Consider the following 15,278-nt stretch of genomic DNA (forward strand, 5'->3'; position numbering starts at 1 on the left):
TGAACCTGAAAAGGGATATTTGGTTGGTGTGCCTGATCGCAAGCCGGGTTTCTACTCGGCTTTATTTTATGAAAGGGGGTGAAGAACCATTCATTATATCTATGCCCTGATAGCTTTACTGGTGGGTGCAGCCGGGGGTTATGCCGTTCGTAAATACCTGGCCGAGGCCAGGATCGCTTCGGCCGAAAAGGCTGCAGCTGCCATTATCGATGAAGCTAAAAAAGAAGCTGAGGCTAAAAAGCGAGAAGCGGTCCTGGAAGCCAAGGAAGAGGCCCACCGCATCCGTAATGAAGTAGAACGGGAAAGCCGGGAACGGCGCAACGAGCTCCAGCGTTTTGAACGGCGCCTGGTGCAGAAGGAGGAGGCCCTGGACCGCAAAATCGAAGCCCTGGAGCGCAAAGAGGCCAGCCTTCACCGCCAGGAGGAAGCCGCCCAGAAGCTGAGGGAAGAACTGGAAGAACTGCGCCGCCGGCAGGTAGGCGAGCTGGAGCGCATCTCCGGCCTGACCATCGAAGAAGCCAGGACCATCCTGCTGCAGAATGTCGAAAAGGAAATCAAGCATGAAGCAGCCATGTTGATTAAGCAAATTGAAGCCGAAACCAGAGAAGAAGCAGAAAAAAGGGCACGGGAAATTATTATTCATGCCATCCAGCACTGTGCTGCCGATTATGTGGCCGAAGCCACGGTTTCGGTGGTGAACCTGCCCAATGATGAGATGAAAGGGCGTATTATCGGCCGTGAGGGCCGTAACATCCGCGCCCTGGAAACTTTGACGGGTGTTGACCTGATCATTGATGACACCCCTGAAGCTGTAATCCTGTCCAGCTTCGACCCCATTCGCAGGGAAGTGGCCCGTATTGCCCTGGAAAAATTGATTATTGACGGGCGCATCCATCCGGCCCGGATTGAGGAGATGGTAGAAAAAGCCAGGCGAGAGGTGGAGCAAAAGATCCGGGAAGAAGGCGAGCGGGTTACCTTTGAAACGGGTATTCACAACCTGCATCCGGAGCTGGTGCGCCTCCTGGGTAAACTGAAATACCGTACCAGCTACGGCCAGAATGTCCTTAAACACTCCCTGGAGGTAGCCTTCCTGGCGGGGGCCATGGCTGCCGAACTGGGGGTAGATGTCCAGCTGGCCAAGCGGGCCGGTTTGCTCCATGATATTGGTAAAGCCGTTGATTTTGAAGTTGAGGGTCCCCACGTCGCTTTAGGAGTTGAGCTGGCAAAGAAGTACCGGGAATCACCGGAGGTAATTCACGCCATTGAAGCCCACCACGGTGACGTGGAACCGCGCAGTATCGAAGCGGGCCTGGTCCAGGCGGCCGATGCTATATCGGCGGCGCGGCCGGGAGCCCGGCGGGAAACCCTGGAAGCCTATATTAAACGCCTGGAGAAACTGGAGGAAATCGCCGATTCCTTTGCCGGCGTAGAAAAATCTTATGCCATCCAGGCCGGCCGAGAGGTAAGGATCCTGGTTAAACCCGATAAAATCGACGATGCCATGGCCGTCCACCTGGCAAGGGATATCGTGAAAAAGATTGAAAAGGAAATGGAATACCCGGGCCAGATTAAAGTGGTGGTTATCCGCGAAACCCGCGCTGTTGACTATGCTAAATAATTTTAATGGCAGGGAGGAAAACAGGTTTCCATCCCTGCCATTAAATTTTCATTATTACCGGGGGACAGGGCAGGCAGGAATCTGCTTTATAGTGCAGAAGTAGTTTACTTATTAGCCATAACATCTTATCCATGTACATAAAAGCACGGGGCAGGTGTTGACCTTGGGACTGAAGTACAAACACGGCGGCGAAGTATCTGACAGTATAGGCCTTCTTATTTCTATCCTGGTACGTTACCCGGAAGTAGCTACCATAAATTATGAACCCGGGGAGCAGGTCTTACGCTTTACCTTTATGCTATCCCGGTCCCTCTCCGGGGAGATCGTCCGGGAGTTTGCAAGTAAGTTCCGCAAGTCCCTGGAAGTATTTAATTACCTGGAAGGGCGGGAAGCGAGGACCGTTAACCTTAAATATACCCCCTACGACCAGCTGACGGCCCTGGAAGTGCAGCGGGATGTTGCCACCCTATCCCGGGATGAAATTGACCTCATTATTGCCCTGGTACGGGAGGAGTTTGCCTCCTGCCTGGTGGCGGAGAATAATGATAACATCATGGAAGAAGAACTCTTGATACAGGAAGAGTTAATCGACCGCATGCTGGAAAGCGTCCGGGGCACCGTCCCGGAACGCCGCCTTATTGCCTTCCGGGAAGAAGGCCGGGTCATGGTGTTTAATAAATAAAGCCGTAGCAGATAATATGATAATAAGTTTTAAGTAGTCGAGGGGAGCTTTATTTTTGCGGGTTTTAATGATCGGCGACATTGTGGGACGGCCGGGAAGAAAAGCGATCCGGGAAATCCTGCCGCCCCTGCTCCAGGAATACCGGCCGGACCTGGTGGTGGCCAACGGTGAAAATGCGGCCGGCGGTAACGGTATTACGGCTGATATTGCCGGGGAACTGCTTGCCGCCGGCATTGATATTTTAACCATGGGCAACCACGTTTGGGATAAGCGCGAAGCTCTAGCCCTGCTGGATGAGGACGTGCGCATTATCCGGCCCGCCAATTATCCTCCCGGTACCCCCGGCAGGGGGCATACCCTGGTAAAGGTTAAAGAAGGCCTGCAGGTAGGAATAATAAATCTATCAGGGCGAGTTTTTCTATCATCCCTGGAATGCCCTTTTCGCCTGGGCCGTTGCCTGGCAGAAAAGATTGGGGCTGTAACCAGGATCATCCTGGTAGACTTTCATGCTGAAGCGACTTCGGAAAAGGTGGCCCTGGGCTGGTACCTGGACGGCCTGGTAAGCGCGGTAATCGGGACCCATACCCACATCCAGACGGCCGATGCCCGCGTCCTTCCCGGGGGTACGGCCTATATCACCGATGTGGGCATGACCGGTCCCCGGGATTCGGTCCTGGGCGTAAAGACGGAACTTGTTATCAAAAAATTTCTCACCCAGCTGCCGGTGCGCTTTGAAGTTGCCGGCGGCACTATCCAGCTGGAAGCCGTGCTGATAGATATTGATCCCCATACCGGCAGGGCGGAGGGCATCCAGAGATTGCAGCGCTACGGCCCGGTGTAAGCTAAAAACCTGCTCAACCGGTAGGGGGAGTAGCAAAAGATTGGAGCCGGGTAAAGATGGCAGCTGATTTACATACCCATACCACGGCCTCCGACGGGCGTCTGTCACCAGATGAACTAATACGGCTGGCAAGGGCCAGGGGCTTGACGGCCATTGGCGTCACCGACCATGATACGGTAGCCGGCCTGGATGAAGCCCTGGCCGCCGGCAAGTGTTACGGCGTGACGGTGGTTCCCGGCGTCGAGTTGAGCACCGAGTGGGAAGACAGGGAAATACATATCCTTGGCTATTACCTTGAATGGCAAGAGGAAAATTTGCTGGCATTCCTGGAAACCATGCGCCGGGCCCGTTACCGGCGCATTACCAGGATGGTTTCCAGGTTAAGAGAACTGGGTTATGATATCACCCTGGGCGAGGTGGAGGGGGAAGTCCGGGGCGAGGCCGTGGGGCGTCCCCATATCGCCGCCGCCCTCGTCCGCAGGGGCTATGCCCCTTCTGTGGAGGTGGCTTTCAAAAGCCTCCTGGCCCGGGGGCGTCCGGCTTACGTCCCGCGGGCCAAAGTTGAACCTGCCCGTGCGGTGGAAGTAATATTGAAGGCCGGCGGCGTTCCCGTCCTGGCCCACCCGGGATTGAGCCGGGCCGATGCCCTTATCCCGGCCCTTGTGGAGAGCGGCTTGCAGGGCGTTGAAGTCTACTATCCCGTCCACGACGCCGCTGCCACCGGGCGTTACCTGGAACTGGCCTCCCGGTATGAGCTGGTAGTTACCGGCGGGTCCGATTTCCACGGTATAATTGACGCCGGCCATGCCGACCTGGGTACCTGCCGGGTAGGACCGGTGGAACTGGAATATTTACTTAGGCGGGCGGAAAAGATTAAAGCACAGGCGACTAAGGTTTGATTTCCGGGCATATATTTTAGCAAACAAATTATTGAGGGGGGTGGGATCGTTGGTTGGCAACGATCCGGGTGCCCTTTACCGGCGGATTCAAGAGCTGGAGAGCAGGGTGGAACAATTGAGGGTCAGCCGGCGGGTATTGATGCGCCTGGTGGAAAAAAGCGAGAACGAAAAGTGGGAAATGGTTAATCGCCTGCGTCAGGAAAAGGAAAAGCTCCAGTTCCGCAACCGGCGCTATGCCCGGGTAATATGGGAAAAGAATAAAGAGCTGGCCCTGCTGGCAAGTAAACTGCATGGCGTCCCTTTACCCAGGGCTTGACTGGGAAGGGGGAGCGGTTTATACTATAATTAACTTAATAGGGAACAGGTGCCTTAAAGGTTAAAAGGGAATCAGGTGTAAATCCTGAGCGGTCGCGCCACTGTAACCGGGGAGCCCGCTTCAAGGCCACTGGTGTTTTACACCGGGAAGGCGAAGCCGGGCAAGGAGCCGGAGCCAGGAAACCTGCCTGTTCATAACACCCTCGCGTCAAGGGGCCTAAGGTTAGAGGAAGTGACTCCAGCTCTTCGTGGGGGCTGGAGTTTTTCTTTTAGGAGGTTTGCCATGGAGCGCGGGCCGTTAATCATGGTTACCGGTGGGGCCAGGAGCGGTAAGAGCCGCCTGGCCGAGGAACTGGCCGCTGCCGGGGGCGGCCAGGTGGTCTACCTGGCTACGGCCACGGTAGGGGATGCCGAAATGGCGGCCCGGGTGGCGGCCCACCGGTGCCGGCGACCGCCTGAGTGGCTGACGGTGGAAGCTCCCCTGGACGTTCCCAAAGCCCTGGCCCGGGAGGGGCGACGCGTAGACACCATTCTCCTGGACAGCCTGGGCATGTGGCTCAGCAACCTGTTGAGCCGGGAGACAGGCGGGGCAGGGGACGGCGGGGAAATGAGCACGGCCGTAGTTGAGGGCTTCATGGCCCGGGTGCGGGAGCTGGCGGCGGTAGCCAGGGAAGTACCGGCGCGGGTGATTATCGTCACCGAAGAAGCGGGCATGGGTCTCGTACCTCCCTATGCCCTGGGCCGGGTTTTCCGGGACCTCCTGGGCCTGGCCAACCAGGAGATCGCCCGCCGGGCCGACCGGGTTTACCTGGTGGTGGCCGGCCTGCCTTTGGTATTGAAAGATCTTTTGCCTGGAGAAACTTCTCCGAAAATACAATAAAAATGGGGGAACCTTTGTTGCATAAAGAGTTGCGGCGGGGCTATACCACGGGTACCTGTGCGGCCGCCGCGGCCAGGGCGGCGGCCGTGGCTTTATGGCAGGAGCGGCTGGTCGAGGAAGTTACCCTTACCCTGCCGCGGGGTGAAAAGGCGACCCTGCCGGTCACCGTGCGCCGGGGACCGGGCTGGGCGGAAGCCGTGGTGGTCAAAGACGCCGGCGACGATCCCGACGTAACCCACGGGGCCGCCATCCACGTCCGCGCCCGGCAGTGCGCCCGGGGATTGATCTTGCGCGGCGGTCCCGGGGTGGGGACGGTGACCCGCCCCGGCCTGGCCGTGCCACCGGGGGAGCCGGCCATTAATCCTGTACCCCGCCAGATGATAGCCGCGGCAGTCGCCGGCCTTACCCCGCCCGGTACAGGATTGGAACTGGAAATAAGCATTCCGGGAGGGGAGGAGCTGGCGCGGCGGACCCTCAACCCCCGCCTGGGGATCGAGGGCGGGCTTTCCATCCTGGGTACTACCGGTATTGTCGAGCCCATGTCCGCGGAAGCCTACCGTGCTTCCCTGGTGCCCCAGATAGACGTCGCCCTGGCCGCCGGTCATGAAACCCTCATCCTGACCCCGGGCCGCCTGGGGCAGCGCCAGGCCGAAGAGGGCTACCGCCTGCCGTCGCAGGCCGTAGTCCTGACCAGCAACTTTATCGGCTACATGCTGGAGGCCTGCGCCGAACGCGGGGTAAAGGGGGTGCTCCTCTGGGGCCACGCCGGCAAACTCATCAAGGTAGCGGGGGGTATCTTTTATACCCACAGCCGCCTGGCCGACGCGCGGCAGGAGATCCTGGCCGCCTGGGCCGCGGCGCGGGGGGCTTCACCGGCAGTGGTGAGCCGGATTTTGGAGGCAACGACGGTGGAAGGGGCCCGGGAAATTATCGCCGCTGCAGGACTGGGCCGGGAATTTTGGGACGACCTGGCGGCGAGGGCCAGCCAGCGGGCCGCAGTCTTTGTCCGGGGGGAGCTGGCGGTAGGCACGGCCATCCTCAACCTGCAGGGAGAAATTATGGGCCGGGATGCGGCGGCCCGGCAGATGATGAGGGAGATGGGCCATGGTAAATGAAGACGGTTGGCTGACGGTAATCGGGGTAGGACCCGGCAGCCCGGAATACATAACGCCGGCGGCCCGGCGGGCGGCGGCGGCGGCCGAGGTCCTTATCGGCGGTGAGAGAGCCCTGGGCCTTTTTGCCGATTTAGATTGTGAAAAAAGGGTCATCACGGGGGATCTTGAAGGGCTGCGTTCCTTCCTCCTTAAGATACGCGGCCGCCCGGCGGCCGTCCTGGTATCCGGGGATCCCGGTTTTTACAGCCTCCTGGCGTGGCTCAAAGGCCAGTTTCCCGGCGAAAAAATTAACGTTATCCCCGGCATCAGCGCCGTCCAGCTTGCCTTCGCCCGCCTGGGACGCGGCTGGGAAGATGCCGCTTTCTTAAGCTGTCATGGACGTCCCCTGGAGGTTCTTGAACCCTACCTGCCGCGCCTGAAGGCCGCACAGGTACGGCTGGCCATTCTGACCGGCGGGGCCAATACCCCGCCGGTTATAGGTAAATACCTGGCCGACCACGGCCTGGGCGGCCACAAGGTGTGGGTGGGAATCGATCTGGGCGGCGACGGGGAGCAAACGGCCTGGCTGACGGCGGCCGAGCTGGCCCGCCGGCCTTTAGCCCGGCCCGGGGTGGTGATAGTTGGCTATGAACCGGATTGACTGGCCCTACCCCACGCCGGGGATACCCGACCACTACTTCAGCCGCGGCCAGGTCCCGATGACCAAAGAAGAAATCAGGGTCTTAACCCTGGCCAAAGCCCGCCTGGGTTCGGGGATGATCGTTTACGACATCGGCTCCGGGACGGGGAGCCTGGCCGTGGAAGCGGCCCGGCTGGTGGCCCCGGGAGAGGTCCTGGCCGTGGAGGTAAACCCGGAAGCCTGCGCCCTGGTCCGGGAGAATGCCCGGCGTTTCGGCCTTAAAAACGTCCGGGTCATAACCGGCATGGCCCCGGCCGCCCTGGAAGGTTTGCCGCCGCCGGACCGGGCCTTCATCGGGGGCAGCGGCGGGCACCTGGAAGGGATACTGGCGGCCTGCCATCAAACTTTACGGCCGGGGGGGATTATCGTCCTCAACGCCATTACCGTGGAGACCCTGGGTACGGCCCTGGCCTGGGGCTACCGGCGGGGCTACCAGGTAGAGGCCCTGGCCGTTAACCTGGCCCGCCTGGAACCGGCCGGCCGCTACCACATCTGGCGGGCCCTGAATCCCGTATATATCGTGCAGCTGATGACGCAACGGCGGCATGACGAATAGGAGGCAGGAGCGGTGAGTGGAACCCTATATGGCCTTGGGGTCGGACCGGGGGACCCGGAGCTGCTGACCCTCAAGGCTAAAGCCATTTTAGAACAGGTGCCGGTCCTGGCGGTACCGGTTTCCCAGCGGGGCGAGGCAAGCCTGGCCCTCCAGGTGGTCCGCCCTTTTATCAGGCCCGGCCAGGAAATAATGAACCTTTTCATGCCCATGACCCGCGACCAGGCTTACCTGGAGCGCTCGTGGGATGCGGCGGCGGCAGAAATGCTGGCCGCCCTTGGCGCCGGTAAGGACGTCGCCTTCCTGACCCTCGGCGATGCCTCCCTTTACAGCACCTACAGCTATTTAATGGAGCGCCTGCAAAAACTCAAGCCTGATTTACAGATCGTAACCGTTCCCGGGATCACCTCCTTTGCCGCAGCGGCCGCCAGGCTGAATGTCCCCCTGGCGGTAGGGGACGAGCCCCTGGCCGTTATCCCGGCCCTGAAAGACCCGGCCGTTTTAAAGGAATACCTATCTCTTTTCCCCAATCTCGTCCTAATGAAAGTCGCCCGCCGCTATGACGCCATCGTCACCGTGCTGGAGGAGGCAGGTGTGGCCGGGCAGGCGTTCCTGGCCAGCCGCTGCGGCCAACCCGGGGAGAGCTTCAGCCGGGACCTTACAGCAGGGAAGGGTAAGAAACAGGACTATTTGTCGTTAATTATAGTCAAAGGCGCCACCAATAAGGATGATTGTTAACAGGCAGGAGATAGAAAAGCTGTGGTGGCGGTTATGGGTGGGGATATGTCCCCATCAGAAGGCACCATTTTTAGCACAACGCTATTCTGAGAGGAGCGGGCAGGTATTGAAAGTTTTCTTTGTCGGGGCCGGGCCGGGAGACCCGGAGCTGATTACCGTCAAGGGGCGCCGCCTCCTGGAAGAAGCCGGGGTCATTATCTATGCCGGCTCCCTGGTTAACCCGGAAATTTTAAAATACGCGCGTCCGGAAGCAAGGCTGTATAACAGCGCTTCCCTCACCCTGGAAGAGGTCCTGGCCATTATTCAGGAGGCGGTGGCCGGGGGCGAAAAGGTGGTCCGCCTGCATACGGGCGATCCTTCCCTGTACGGCGCCATCCAGGAGCAGATGGACGCCCTGGAAAGCCTGGGCATTCCCTACGAGATCGTGCCCGGCGTCAGCTCCTTTGCGGCGGCGGCGGCGGCAGTAAAAAGGGAGTTCACCCTGCCTGGCATCAGCCAGACGGTGATTCTCACCCGGCGGGCCGGCCGCACCCCGGTGCCCGATAGGGAAAACCTGCCCGATTTAAGCCGCCACCGCGCCAGCCTGTGCCTTTTCCTCAGCAGCCGGGACCTGGCGGCGGCGACGGTTGAGCTGGCCCGGGGATACGGGGACGATACGCCGGCGGCAGTAGTCTACAAGGCCTCCTGGCCGGAAGAAAGGGTCGTCCGCGGCACCCTGGGGGATATCGCCGCCAGAAGCAGGGAGGCAGGTATTGAACGGACGGCCCTGCTCCTGGTGGGCGATTTCCTGGCCGGCCCTTACCGGCGCTCCTGCCTGTACAACCCGGCCTTCAGCCACGGCTACCGCAAGGTGGAGAAATCCGGTGGATGAAGTCGGGGGAGTAGCCATCGTCACCCTGACCCGGCCCGGATTCCAGACGGCCTTGCGGCTGGCCCTTGCTTTGCCGGGAAAAAGCACCGTCTATATCCCCGCCGGCCTGGAAGTAGCGGCAGGAGGCCGGGGTGGGGATTCATTCAATATAGAGAACTATTCCGGTCCTTTATCTTCGTTCCTGGGGCGGGTTTTTCACCGTTACCGCTCTTTAATTCTGGTTATGGCCGTGGGAATTGCCGTGCGGGCTCTAAGCCCCCACCTTGTTTCCAAAAAGGCGGACCCGGCCGTTGTGGTGGTGGACGTGGCGGGACAACACGCCGTCAGTCTCCTTTCCGGCCACCTGGGCGGGGCCAATGCACTGGCCCGCCTGGTGGCGGATATCCTGGGCGGCCGGGCGGTTATTACTACCGCCAGCGAGGTGCAGGGACTCCCGCCCCTGGACCTGGTGGCCCGGGATTTGAACATGGATGTCAGGCCGGCGGCTGCCTTTAGCAAAGTGATGGCGGCCCTGGTCAATGGCGAGCCGGTGGAGGTGCTGGTAGAAAGGCCTTTACTCAAGACCCTGGAGGAGGCCCTGCCGGCTTTGAGGCCCCGGCTCCTTGAGGACTGCACCCCGGAAGGGGAAGACAGGGCGGGGATTATGGTAACCTGGCGGCGCCTGCCCCTGCCGGGCCCGCGGTGGGTCTACTGGCGGCCCCGGGTGATCAGCGCCGGTATCGGCTGCCGCCGCGGGGTGCCCGCCGGGACGATCCTCTGCGCCCTGGGAATGGCCCTGGCGGAGGCGGGCCTCAGCCGCCGCAGCCTGGCAGCCCTGGCCAGCGTCGATTTTAAGGGTGATGAACCGGGCCTTAAAGAGGCAGCGGCGCGCCTCGGGGTAAAGCTTCTTACCTTTACCCCCCGGGAGCTGGCAGGCTGCCTGGAGCGCCGGCCCTTTCTCAATCGCTCGGCAAGGGTTAACAGGTTTATCGGCATTCCCGGCGTTTGCGAACCGGCGGCAATCCTGGCTGCAGGAGAGGGGGAATTAATATGGCCGAAAAAGAGCTACCGGGGAGTGACGGTCGCCCTGGCCCTGGCGAGATAACGGTTGTGGGCTTAGGGCCGGGCGGGGAGGAAGAGATGACGCCCCGCGCCAGGCAGGCCCTGGCCCGGGCGGAAGTAATCGTCGGTTACCGCACTTATATTGATTTGATAGCCTCCCTGGCGGCCGGGCGGGAGGTAGTAGTCACCGGCATGACGGGGGAAGTGGCCCGCTGCCGGGAAGCAGTAGAGAGGGCCGCCGCCGGGGCCCGCGTGGCCGTTGTTTCCAGCGGTGATCCCGGCGTCTACGGCATGGCCGGTTTGCTCCTGGAAGTCCTGGCCGCACACCCCCGGCGCAAAGAAATAATGGTAAAGGTCATTCCCGGGGTGACGGCAGCCACTGCGGCGGCAGCCGCCCTGGGAGCGCCCCTGATGCACGACTTTGCCGTCATCAGCCTGAGTGATCGCTTGACCCCCTGGGAGGTTATCGCCAGCCGCCTCGAGCATGCAGCGGCGGCCGATTTCGTCCTGGTGCTGTACAACCCCCGCAGCCACGGGCGTCCCGATCACCTCCGCCGCGCCCGGGATATTATCCTCCGGTTCCGCTGGCCGTCGACGCCAGTGGGGGTGGTGCGCAACGCCGGCCGGGTGGGAGAAGAAGCCTGGATCCGCGACCTGGCCACCTTGCTGGATTTACCGGTAGACATGGTCAGCACGGTAATCATCGGCAACAGCCAGACCAGGGTGCTGGACGGCCGCCTGGTGACACCCCGGGGGTACCGGCTGTGATCCTGGTACTGGCCGGCACCGCCGACGCCGGCAAGGTTATCGGCACTTTAAAGGCGACAGGTTACCGGGTTGCCGCCAGCGCCGTTTCAGACTATGGGGCGGGGCTGGCCGGGGAAGCAGGCGCCGACATGGTCCACGCAGGCCCCCTGGGGGAAGAAGAACTGCGGTTTTTTTTAAGGGAAAACGGCATTGCCGCAGTGGTTGACGCCACCCACCCCTTTGCCGTCGCCATAACCGGCGCCGCCCGGGAAGCCTGCCGCGCCCTGGGACTGCCCTATTTCCGTTACCGCCGGCCGGAGGTTAAACTACCTTCCCATCCGGGCCTGCTGCTGGCTGCCAGCTTTGAGGAAGCGGCGGAGCTGGCCGCCCGGGGCCAGGTGATATTTCTAACTACCGGTACCCGCCGCCTGGAGTGTTTTACCAGGGCACCGGTCTTGAAAGGAAAGAGGCTCGTTGTCCGGGTGCTGCCCGAGGAGAGTTCCCTGGCCAGGTGCCGCGAGCTGGGGATCTGGCCGCGGGATATCGTGGCCCTCCAGGGTCCCTGCAGTTATGAGTTGAACCGGGCCCTTTACCGGCAGTTCAAGGTCGACGTGGTTGTTACCAAGGACAGCGGCACCGCCGGCGGGGTTGAGGAAAAAATCCAGGCCGCCCTGGATCAGGACCTGGCGGTCGTCGTCGTCCGCCGCCCGCCCGAGCCCGGCAGCCTGTCCCTGGAGGAGATCATCCCCTTGCTGGGGGAAGCCTTAGGAAGATAGGAGGACCTAAATGGATACAGGTATTATTTTACTGGGCCACGGCAGTCGCATACCCGAGGCCAACCAACATTTGAAGCTGCTGGCAGGCCAGGTGCGGGAGTTTCTGGGCGATGTCCGGGTACAGCCCTGCTACATGATGCGAACCCATCCGGATCTTTTGGAAGGAATTGCTATGCTGGTGGAGGAAGGCCTGCGGCAGATAGTCGTGATACCCATGTTCTTCTGCAACGGTCTCCACGTCCAGCGGGACATTCCCGAGCTGCTGGAGGCGGCCCGGGAGCGTTTTCCGGGGGTCACCTTAATTTACGGCACCAACCTGGGCGCCGACCGCCGGATCGCCGAGGTTATAGTCGAGCGCATCCGGGAGGTGGCTCCGGGTGTCGTATCTCAATGATCCCCGGGCCATTGAGGCCCAGAGCCGGGCCATCATAGCGGCGCGGCTCGGCGATCTCGACCTGGGAGACGGGGAAAGGGACATCGTAACAAGGATCATTCATGCTACCGGTGACCTGGAATATGCCCGGCTGGTAGTCATTCACCCCCGGCTGGTTGAGGCGGCGACGGCGGCCATGCGCGGGGGGGCGGACATCATCACCGATATCGAAATGGTACGCCAGGGTATCAGCAGCCGGATACTGGCCCGGGGCGGCGGCCGGGTAATCTGCGCCATCCGGGAAAAGGAGGTGGCTGCGGCAGCGGCAGCCAGGGGGGTGACCAGGGCCATGGCCGCCATGGAATTCCTGGCGCCCCGGATGACGGGCGCCGTTGTGGCCGTCGGCAATGCCCCCACGGCCCTTTTCCGTCTCCTGGAATTGATGGCCGCCGGCCAGGCGGCGCCGGCGGCCGTAATCGGCACGCCGGTGGGCTTTGTAGGAGCGGCGGAAGCCAAGGCAGCCCTGGAAACGGCCGGCGTACCCTTTGTCACCGTCCGGGGCACCAGGGGAGGCAGCACGGTGGCGGTGGCTGCCGTCAATGCCCTGTTGCACCTGGCCTGGGACGGGGAAGGTGAATATTAATGGCCCGGGCGGTCATGCTCCAGGGGACCAGCTCCAATGTTGGCAAGAGCGTCCTGGCGGCGGCCCTGTGCCGGGTCTTTTACCGCGCCGGCTACCGGGTTGCCCCTTTTAAATCCCAGAATATGGCATTAAACTCCGGCGCCACCCCGGACGGCGGGGAAATGGGACGCGCCCAGCTGGTGCAGGCTTATGCCGCCGGGGTGCAGCCGCGGGTGGAAATGAATCCGGTTTTGCTCAAACCTACGGCCCACGCCCGCTCCCAGGTGATTCTCCTGGGACGGCCGGTGGGCAATTTGGGGGCCAGGGAGTACCACGGGAACTTTAACCAGGAACTGTGGCGCCACGTGGAGGCGGCCTATGCCACCCTGGATAAGGAATTTGAGGTTATCGTCATCGAAGGCGCCGGCAGCCCGGCGGAGGTTAATCTTAAAGCCGGGGAAATCGCCAATATGCGGGTGGCCAAAATGGCCGGGGCGCCGGTGCTCCTGGTAGCCGATATCGACCGCGGCGGCGCCCTGGCGGCCATTGTCGGGACCCTGGAGCTCCTGGACGATGACGAGCGGGAACTGGTGGCCGGGTTGATCATCAACAAGTTCCGGGGTGATATGGATTTGCTGCAGCCGGCCCTGGACTTTTTAGAAAGGAAGACCGGCAAGCCCGTCCTGGGTGTCATCCCCTTCCTGGCCCACGGCCTGCCCGAAGAAGATTCCGTGGTCCTGGAAAGGGCCGCCGCTCGCCCCACTGCCCCCGGCGAGGTAGAAATCGCCGTAATCAAGCTGCCGTGTATCGCCAACTTTACCGATTTTGACGCCCTGGCAAGGGAAGAAGGCGTTAACCTGCGCTATGTAGAAGACAAAAATGCCCTCGGGAAACCGGATCTCATCATCCTGCCGGGGAGCAAGAATACCATCGGCGATCTGTTGTGGCTGCGGCAGCGGGGCCTGGAGGAAGCCGTCAAAGAACTGGCGGCGCGGGGGACCCTGGTGGTGGGCATCTGCGGCGGTTACCAGATGCTGGGCCGGGAGATTGCCGACCCCGGCCATGTAGAGACTGACCACGACGGCGTTGACGGCATGGACCTTTTGCCGGTGCGGACGGTATTTGAACCTACCAAGGCCACCAACCTGGTCCAGGGACGGGTAACAGGTACGGGGCCTTTCCTGGGGCCGCTGCAGGGCCTGGAAGTAAAGGGATACGAGATCCACATGGGGGCCAGCAGCCTGGTGGAAGGCCGGCCGGCCTTTAAAATCACCAGGCGCGGCAACACCCCGGTGGATATCGATGACGGGGCGCAGAGCCCCGACGGGCTGGTGTGGGGAACCTACATCCACGGCATCTGGGACAATGATGCCTTCCGCCACCGGATACTGGCCGTTTTAAGGGCCAGGCGCGGTCTATCCGGCAGGGCGGGCGGCCTGGAATTCGCCGCCGATCTGGAGCGACGTTTTGACGTCCTGGCGGCCACAGTGGCCAGGCACCTGGATCTTAAACGACTGGCGGCCATCATGGGCCTGGATCGGCCCCTGGCAGGTGAAGGTTTTGGAGCCTAGCGTCCTGGTCCTGGTCCTGGCCCTCCTCATCGACCTGGCGGTGGGGGATCCAACCTGGCTCGTGCATCCGACCCAGATCATGGGGGCGGGCATCAACGTTCTGGAAAAATTCCTCCGGCGGCCCGGCGCATCCCGGGGCTACCTGCTGGCTGCAGGGGCGGCGGTAGCAATGATCATTGTCGCCTCGACCTGGTTTATTACCCGGGGACTGCTGGCGGCAGCCGGGCGGCTCAATTACTGGGCGGAGGTATTGCTGGCGGGTTGGCTTTTGGCGACAACCATTGCCCCCCGGGGCCTGGCGGCCGCGGCTGCGGGCATTAACCGCTCCCTGGCGGCGGGCGACCTCCCGGGGGCCAGGCGGCAGGTTGGTTATATCGTCGGCCGCGATACGGCCGGACTTTCGGAAAGCGAAGTGGTCCGGGCGACGGTGGAAACCGTAGCCGAGAATACCAGCGACGGCGTTATCGCCCCCCTTTTCTATTTTTTCCTGGGCGGGGTGCCCCTGGCCATGGCCTACCGTGCCGTCAATACCCTGGATTCCATGCTGGGTTATAAGAACGAACGTTACCTTTATTTCGGCCGGGCGGCAGCCAGGCTGGACGATGCGGCCAATTATCTTCCCGCAAGGCTTACGGGTATAGCTTTATGTGCGGCGGCCGGACTCCTGGGCTACGGCCGGCGGGCCTGGAGGGTAATGCTGCGCGATGCCCGCCGCCACCCCAGCCCCAACAGCGGTTTTCCGGAGGCGGCGGCCGCCGGCGCCCTGGGAGTGCAGCTGGGCGGCCTCAACTACTACCAGGGACGGCCCTCCCGGCGCCCCCTGATCGGCGAGGACCGGCAGCCCTTAAGAAGGGAGCATATCGGGCAGGCCGTCTGCCTCATGGCGGCCGCCACCTTGCTGATTTCCCTGGCCGGCGGGTTGATTTTGGGCTTTAAGGGGCGCTGGTATTAAAAAGG

The 15,278-nt window shown here is 61.8% G+C and carries 18 protein-coding genes and 1 riboswitch; all 18 genes read left to right on the forward strand.

Going from position 1 to position 15,278, the window contains the following annotated elements; all coding sequences use genetic code 11:
* The first annotated feature begins 121 nt into the window (after positions 1-121).
* Positions 122-1,618, forward strand: coding sequence for a ribonuclease Y (gene rny, locus NWF31_RS10515; protein WP_422880277.1), 1,497 nt, complete (start codon positions 122-124; stop codon positions 1,616-1,618).
* 154 nt (positions 1,619-1,772) lie between these two features.
* Positions 1,773-2,300, forward strand: a complete 528-nt coding sequence (locus tag NWF31_RS10520; protein ID WP_258360459.1) for a hypothetical protein — start codon at positions 1,773-1,775, stop codon at positions 2,298-2,300.
* A 55-nt stretch (positions 2,301-2,355) separates the two neighbouring features.
* Entirely contained in the window at positions 2,356-3,141 is a 786-nt protein-coding gene (locus tag NWF31_RS10525) for a TIGR00282 family metallophosphoesterase (protein WP_258360460.1), read from the forward strand.
* A 56-nt stretch (positions 3,142-3,197) separates the two neighbouring features.
* Positions 3,198-4,040 carry a PHP domain-containing protein gene (locus NWF31_RS10530; protein ID WP_258360461.1) on the forward strand — a complete coding sequence of 281 codons (843 nt, stop codon included), beginning with the start codon at positions 3,198-3,200 and terminating at the stop codon, positions 4,038-4,040.
* Between the two features lie 49 nt (positions 4,041-4,089).
* Entirely contained in the window at positions 4,090-4,356 is a 267-nt protein-coding gene (locus tag NWF31_RS10535) for a translation initiation factor 2 (protein WP_258360462.1), read from the forward strand.
* 29 nt (positions 4,357-4,385) lie between these two features.
* Positions 4,386-4,561: riboswitch (cobalamin riboswitch) on the forward strand.
* A 77-nt stretch (positions 4,562-4,638) separates the two neighbouring features.
* A complete protein-coding gene (gene cobU, locus NWF31_RS10540; RefSeq protein ID WP_258360463.1) occupies positions 4,639-5,235 on the forward strand; it encodes a bifunctional adenosylcobinamide kinase/adenosylcobinamide-phosphate guanylyltransferase in 597 nt (198 codons plus the stop codon).
* 17 nt (positions 5,236-5,252) lie between these two features.
* Positions 5,253-6,350 carry a cobalt-precorrin-5B (C(1))-methyltransferase CbiD gene (gene cbiD / locus NWF31_RS10545; protein WP_258360464.1) on the forward strand — a complete coding sequence of 366 codons (1,098 nt, stop codon included), beginning with the start codon at positions 5,253-5,255 and terminating at the stop codon, positions 6,348-6,350.
* Positions 6,340-6,990 carry a precorrin-6y C5,15-methyltransferase (decarboxylating) subunit CbiE gene (gene cbiE, locus NWF31_RS10550; RefSeq protein ID WP_258360465.1) on the forward strand — a complete coding sequence of 217 codons (651 nt, stop codon included), beginning with the start codon at positions 6,340-6,342 and terminating at the stop codon, positions 6,988-6,990. Before cbiD ends, cbiE begins: the two co-directional genes overlap by 11 nt.
* Positions 6,977-7,585, forward strand: coding sequence for a precorrin-6Y C5,15-methyltransferase (decarboxylating) subunit CbiT (cbiT, locus tag NWF31_RS10555; RefSeq protein WP_258360466.1), 609 nt, complete (start codon positions 6,977-6,979; stop codon positions 7,583-7,585). The genes cbiE and cbiT overlap by 14 nt, the downstream gene beginning before the upstream one ends.
* 12 nt (positions 7,586-7,597) lie before the next feature.
* On the forward strand, positions 7,598-8,320 hold the full coding sequence (gene cobI / locus NWF31_RS10560; protein WP_258360467.1) for a precorrin-2 C(20)-methyltransferase: 723 nt from the start codon (positions 7,598-7,600) through the stop codon (positions 8,318-8,320).
* A gap of 106 nt (positions 8,321-8,426) precedes the next feature.
* On the forward strand, positions 8,427-9,191 hold the full coding sequence (cobM, locus tag NWF31_RS10565; protein ID WP_258360468.1) for a precorrin-4 C(11)-methyltransferase: 765 nt from the start codon (positions 8,427-8,429) through the stop codon (positions 9,189-9,191).
* Positions 9,184-10,275 carry a cobalt-precorrin 5A hydrolase gene (locus NWF31_RS10570; RefSeq protein ID WP_258360469.1) on the forward strand — a complete coding sequence of 364 codons (1,092 nt, stop codon included), beginning with the start codon at positions 9,184-9,186 and terminating at the stop codon, positions 10,273-10,275. Before cobM ends, NWF31_RS10570 begins: the two co-directional genes overlap by 8 nt.
* Complete coding sequence (gene cobJ, locus NWF31_RS10575; protein WP_258360470.1) at positions 10,221-11,000, forward strand: precorrin-3B C(17)-methyltransferase; 780 nt, start codon at positions 10,221-10,223, stop codon at positions 10,998-11,000. Before NWF31_RS10570 ends, cobJ begins: the two co-directional genes overlap by 55 nt.
* Positions 10,997-11,755, forward strand: a complete 759-nt coding sequence (gene cobK / locus NWF31_RS10580) for a precorrin-6A reductase (protein WP_258360471.1) — start codon at positions 10,997-10,999, stop codon at positions 11,753-11,755. The genes cobJ and cobK overlap by 4 nt, the downstream gene beginning before the upstream one ends.
* Before the next feature lie 10 nt (positions 11,756-11,765).
* Positions 11,766-12,149: a sirohydrochlorin chelatase gene (locus tag NWF31_RS10585; RefSeq protein ID WP_258360472.1), complete on the forward strand. Its 384-nt coding sequence runs from the start codon at positions 11,766-11,768 to the stop codon at positions 12,147-12,149.
* Positions 12,133-12,771, forward strand: a complete 639-nt coding sequence (locus NWF31_RS10590; RefSeq protein WP_258360473.1) for a precorrin-8X methylmutase — start codon at positions 12,133-12,135, stop codon at positions 12,769-12,771. Before NWF31_RS10585 ends, NWF31_RS10590 begins: the two co-directional genes overlap by 17 nt.
* Complete coding sequence (locus tag NWF31_RS10595; RefSeq protein ID WP_258360474.1) at positions 12,771-14,321, forward strand: cobyric acid synthase; 1,551 nt, start codon at positions 12,771-12,773, stop codon at positions 14,319-14,321. Before NWF31_RS10590 ends, NWF31_RS10595 begins: the two co-directional genes overlap by 1 nt.
* Positions 14,302-15,273 carry an adenosylcobinamide-phosphate synthase CbiB gene (gene cbiB, locus NWF31_RS10600; RefSeq protein WP_258360475.1) on the forward strand — a complete coding sequence of 324 codons (972 nt, stop codon included), beginning with the start codon at positions 14,302-14,304 and terminating at the stop codon, positions 15,271-15,273. The genes NWF31_RS10595 and cbiB overlap by 20 nt, the downstream gene beginning before the upstream one ends.
* The last annotated feature ends 5 nt before the right edge of the window (positions 15,274-15,278 follow it).

The sequence above is a fragment of the Neomoorella sulfitireducens genome (assembly GCF_024733845.1).
In the GTDB taxonomy this organism is placed as follows: Bacteria; Bacillota; DSM-521; order Neomoorellales; family Neomoorellaceae; genus Neomoorella; species Neomoorella sulfitireducens.

Bases quoted from the DNA above. Each gene is read 5' to 3' on its own strand.
- NWF31_RS10530 (WP_258360461.1), top strand. From the start codon at position 3,198: ATGGCAGCTGATTTACATACCCATACCACGGCCTCCGACGGGCGTCTG.
- cobU (WP_258360463.1), top strand. From the start codon at position 4,639: ATGGAGCGCGGGCCGTTAATCATGGTTACCGGTGGGGCCAGGAGCGGT.
- cbiE (WP_258360465.1), top strand. From the start codon at position 6,340: ATGGTAAATGAAGACGGTTGGCTGACGGTAATCGGGGTAGGACCCGGC.
- cbiT (WP_258360466.1), top strand. From the start codon at position 6,977: ATGAACCGGATTGACTGGCCCTACCCCACGCCGGGGATACCCGACCAC.
- cobJ (WP_258360470.1), top strand. From the start codon at position 10,221: ATGGCCGAAAAAGAGCTACCGGGGAGTGACGGTCGCCCTGGCCCTGGC.
- NWF31_RS10585 (WP_258360472.1), top strand. From the start codon at position 11,766: ATGGATACAGGTATTATTTTACTGGGCCACGGCAGTCGCATACCCGAG.
- NWF31_RS10595 (WP_258360474.1), top strand. From the start codon at position 12,771: ATGGCCCGGGCGGTCATGCTCCAGGGGACCAGCTCCAATGTTGGCAAG.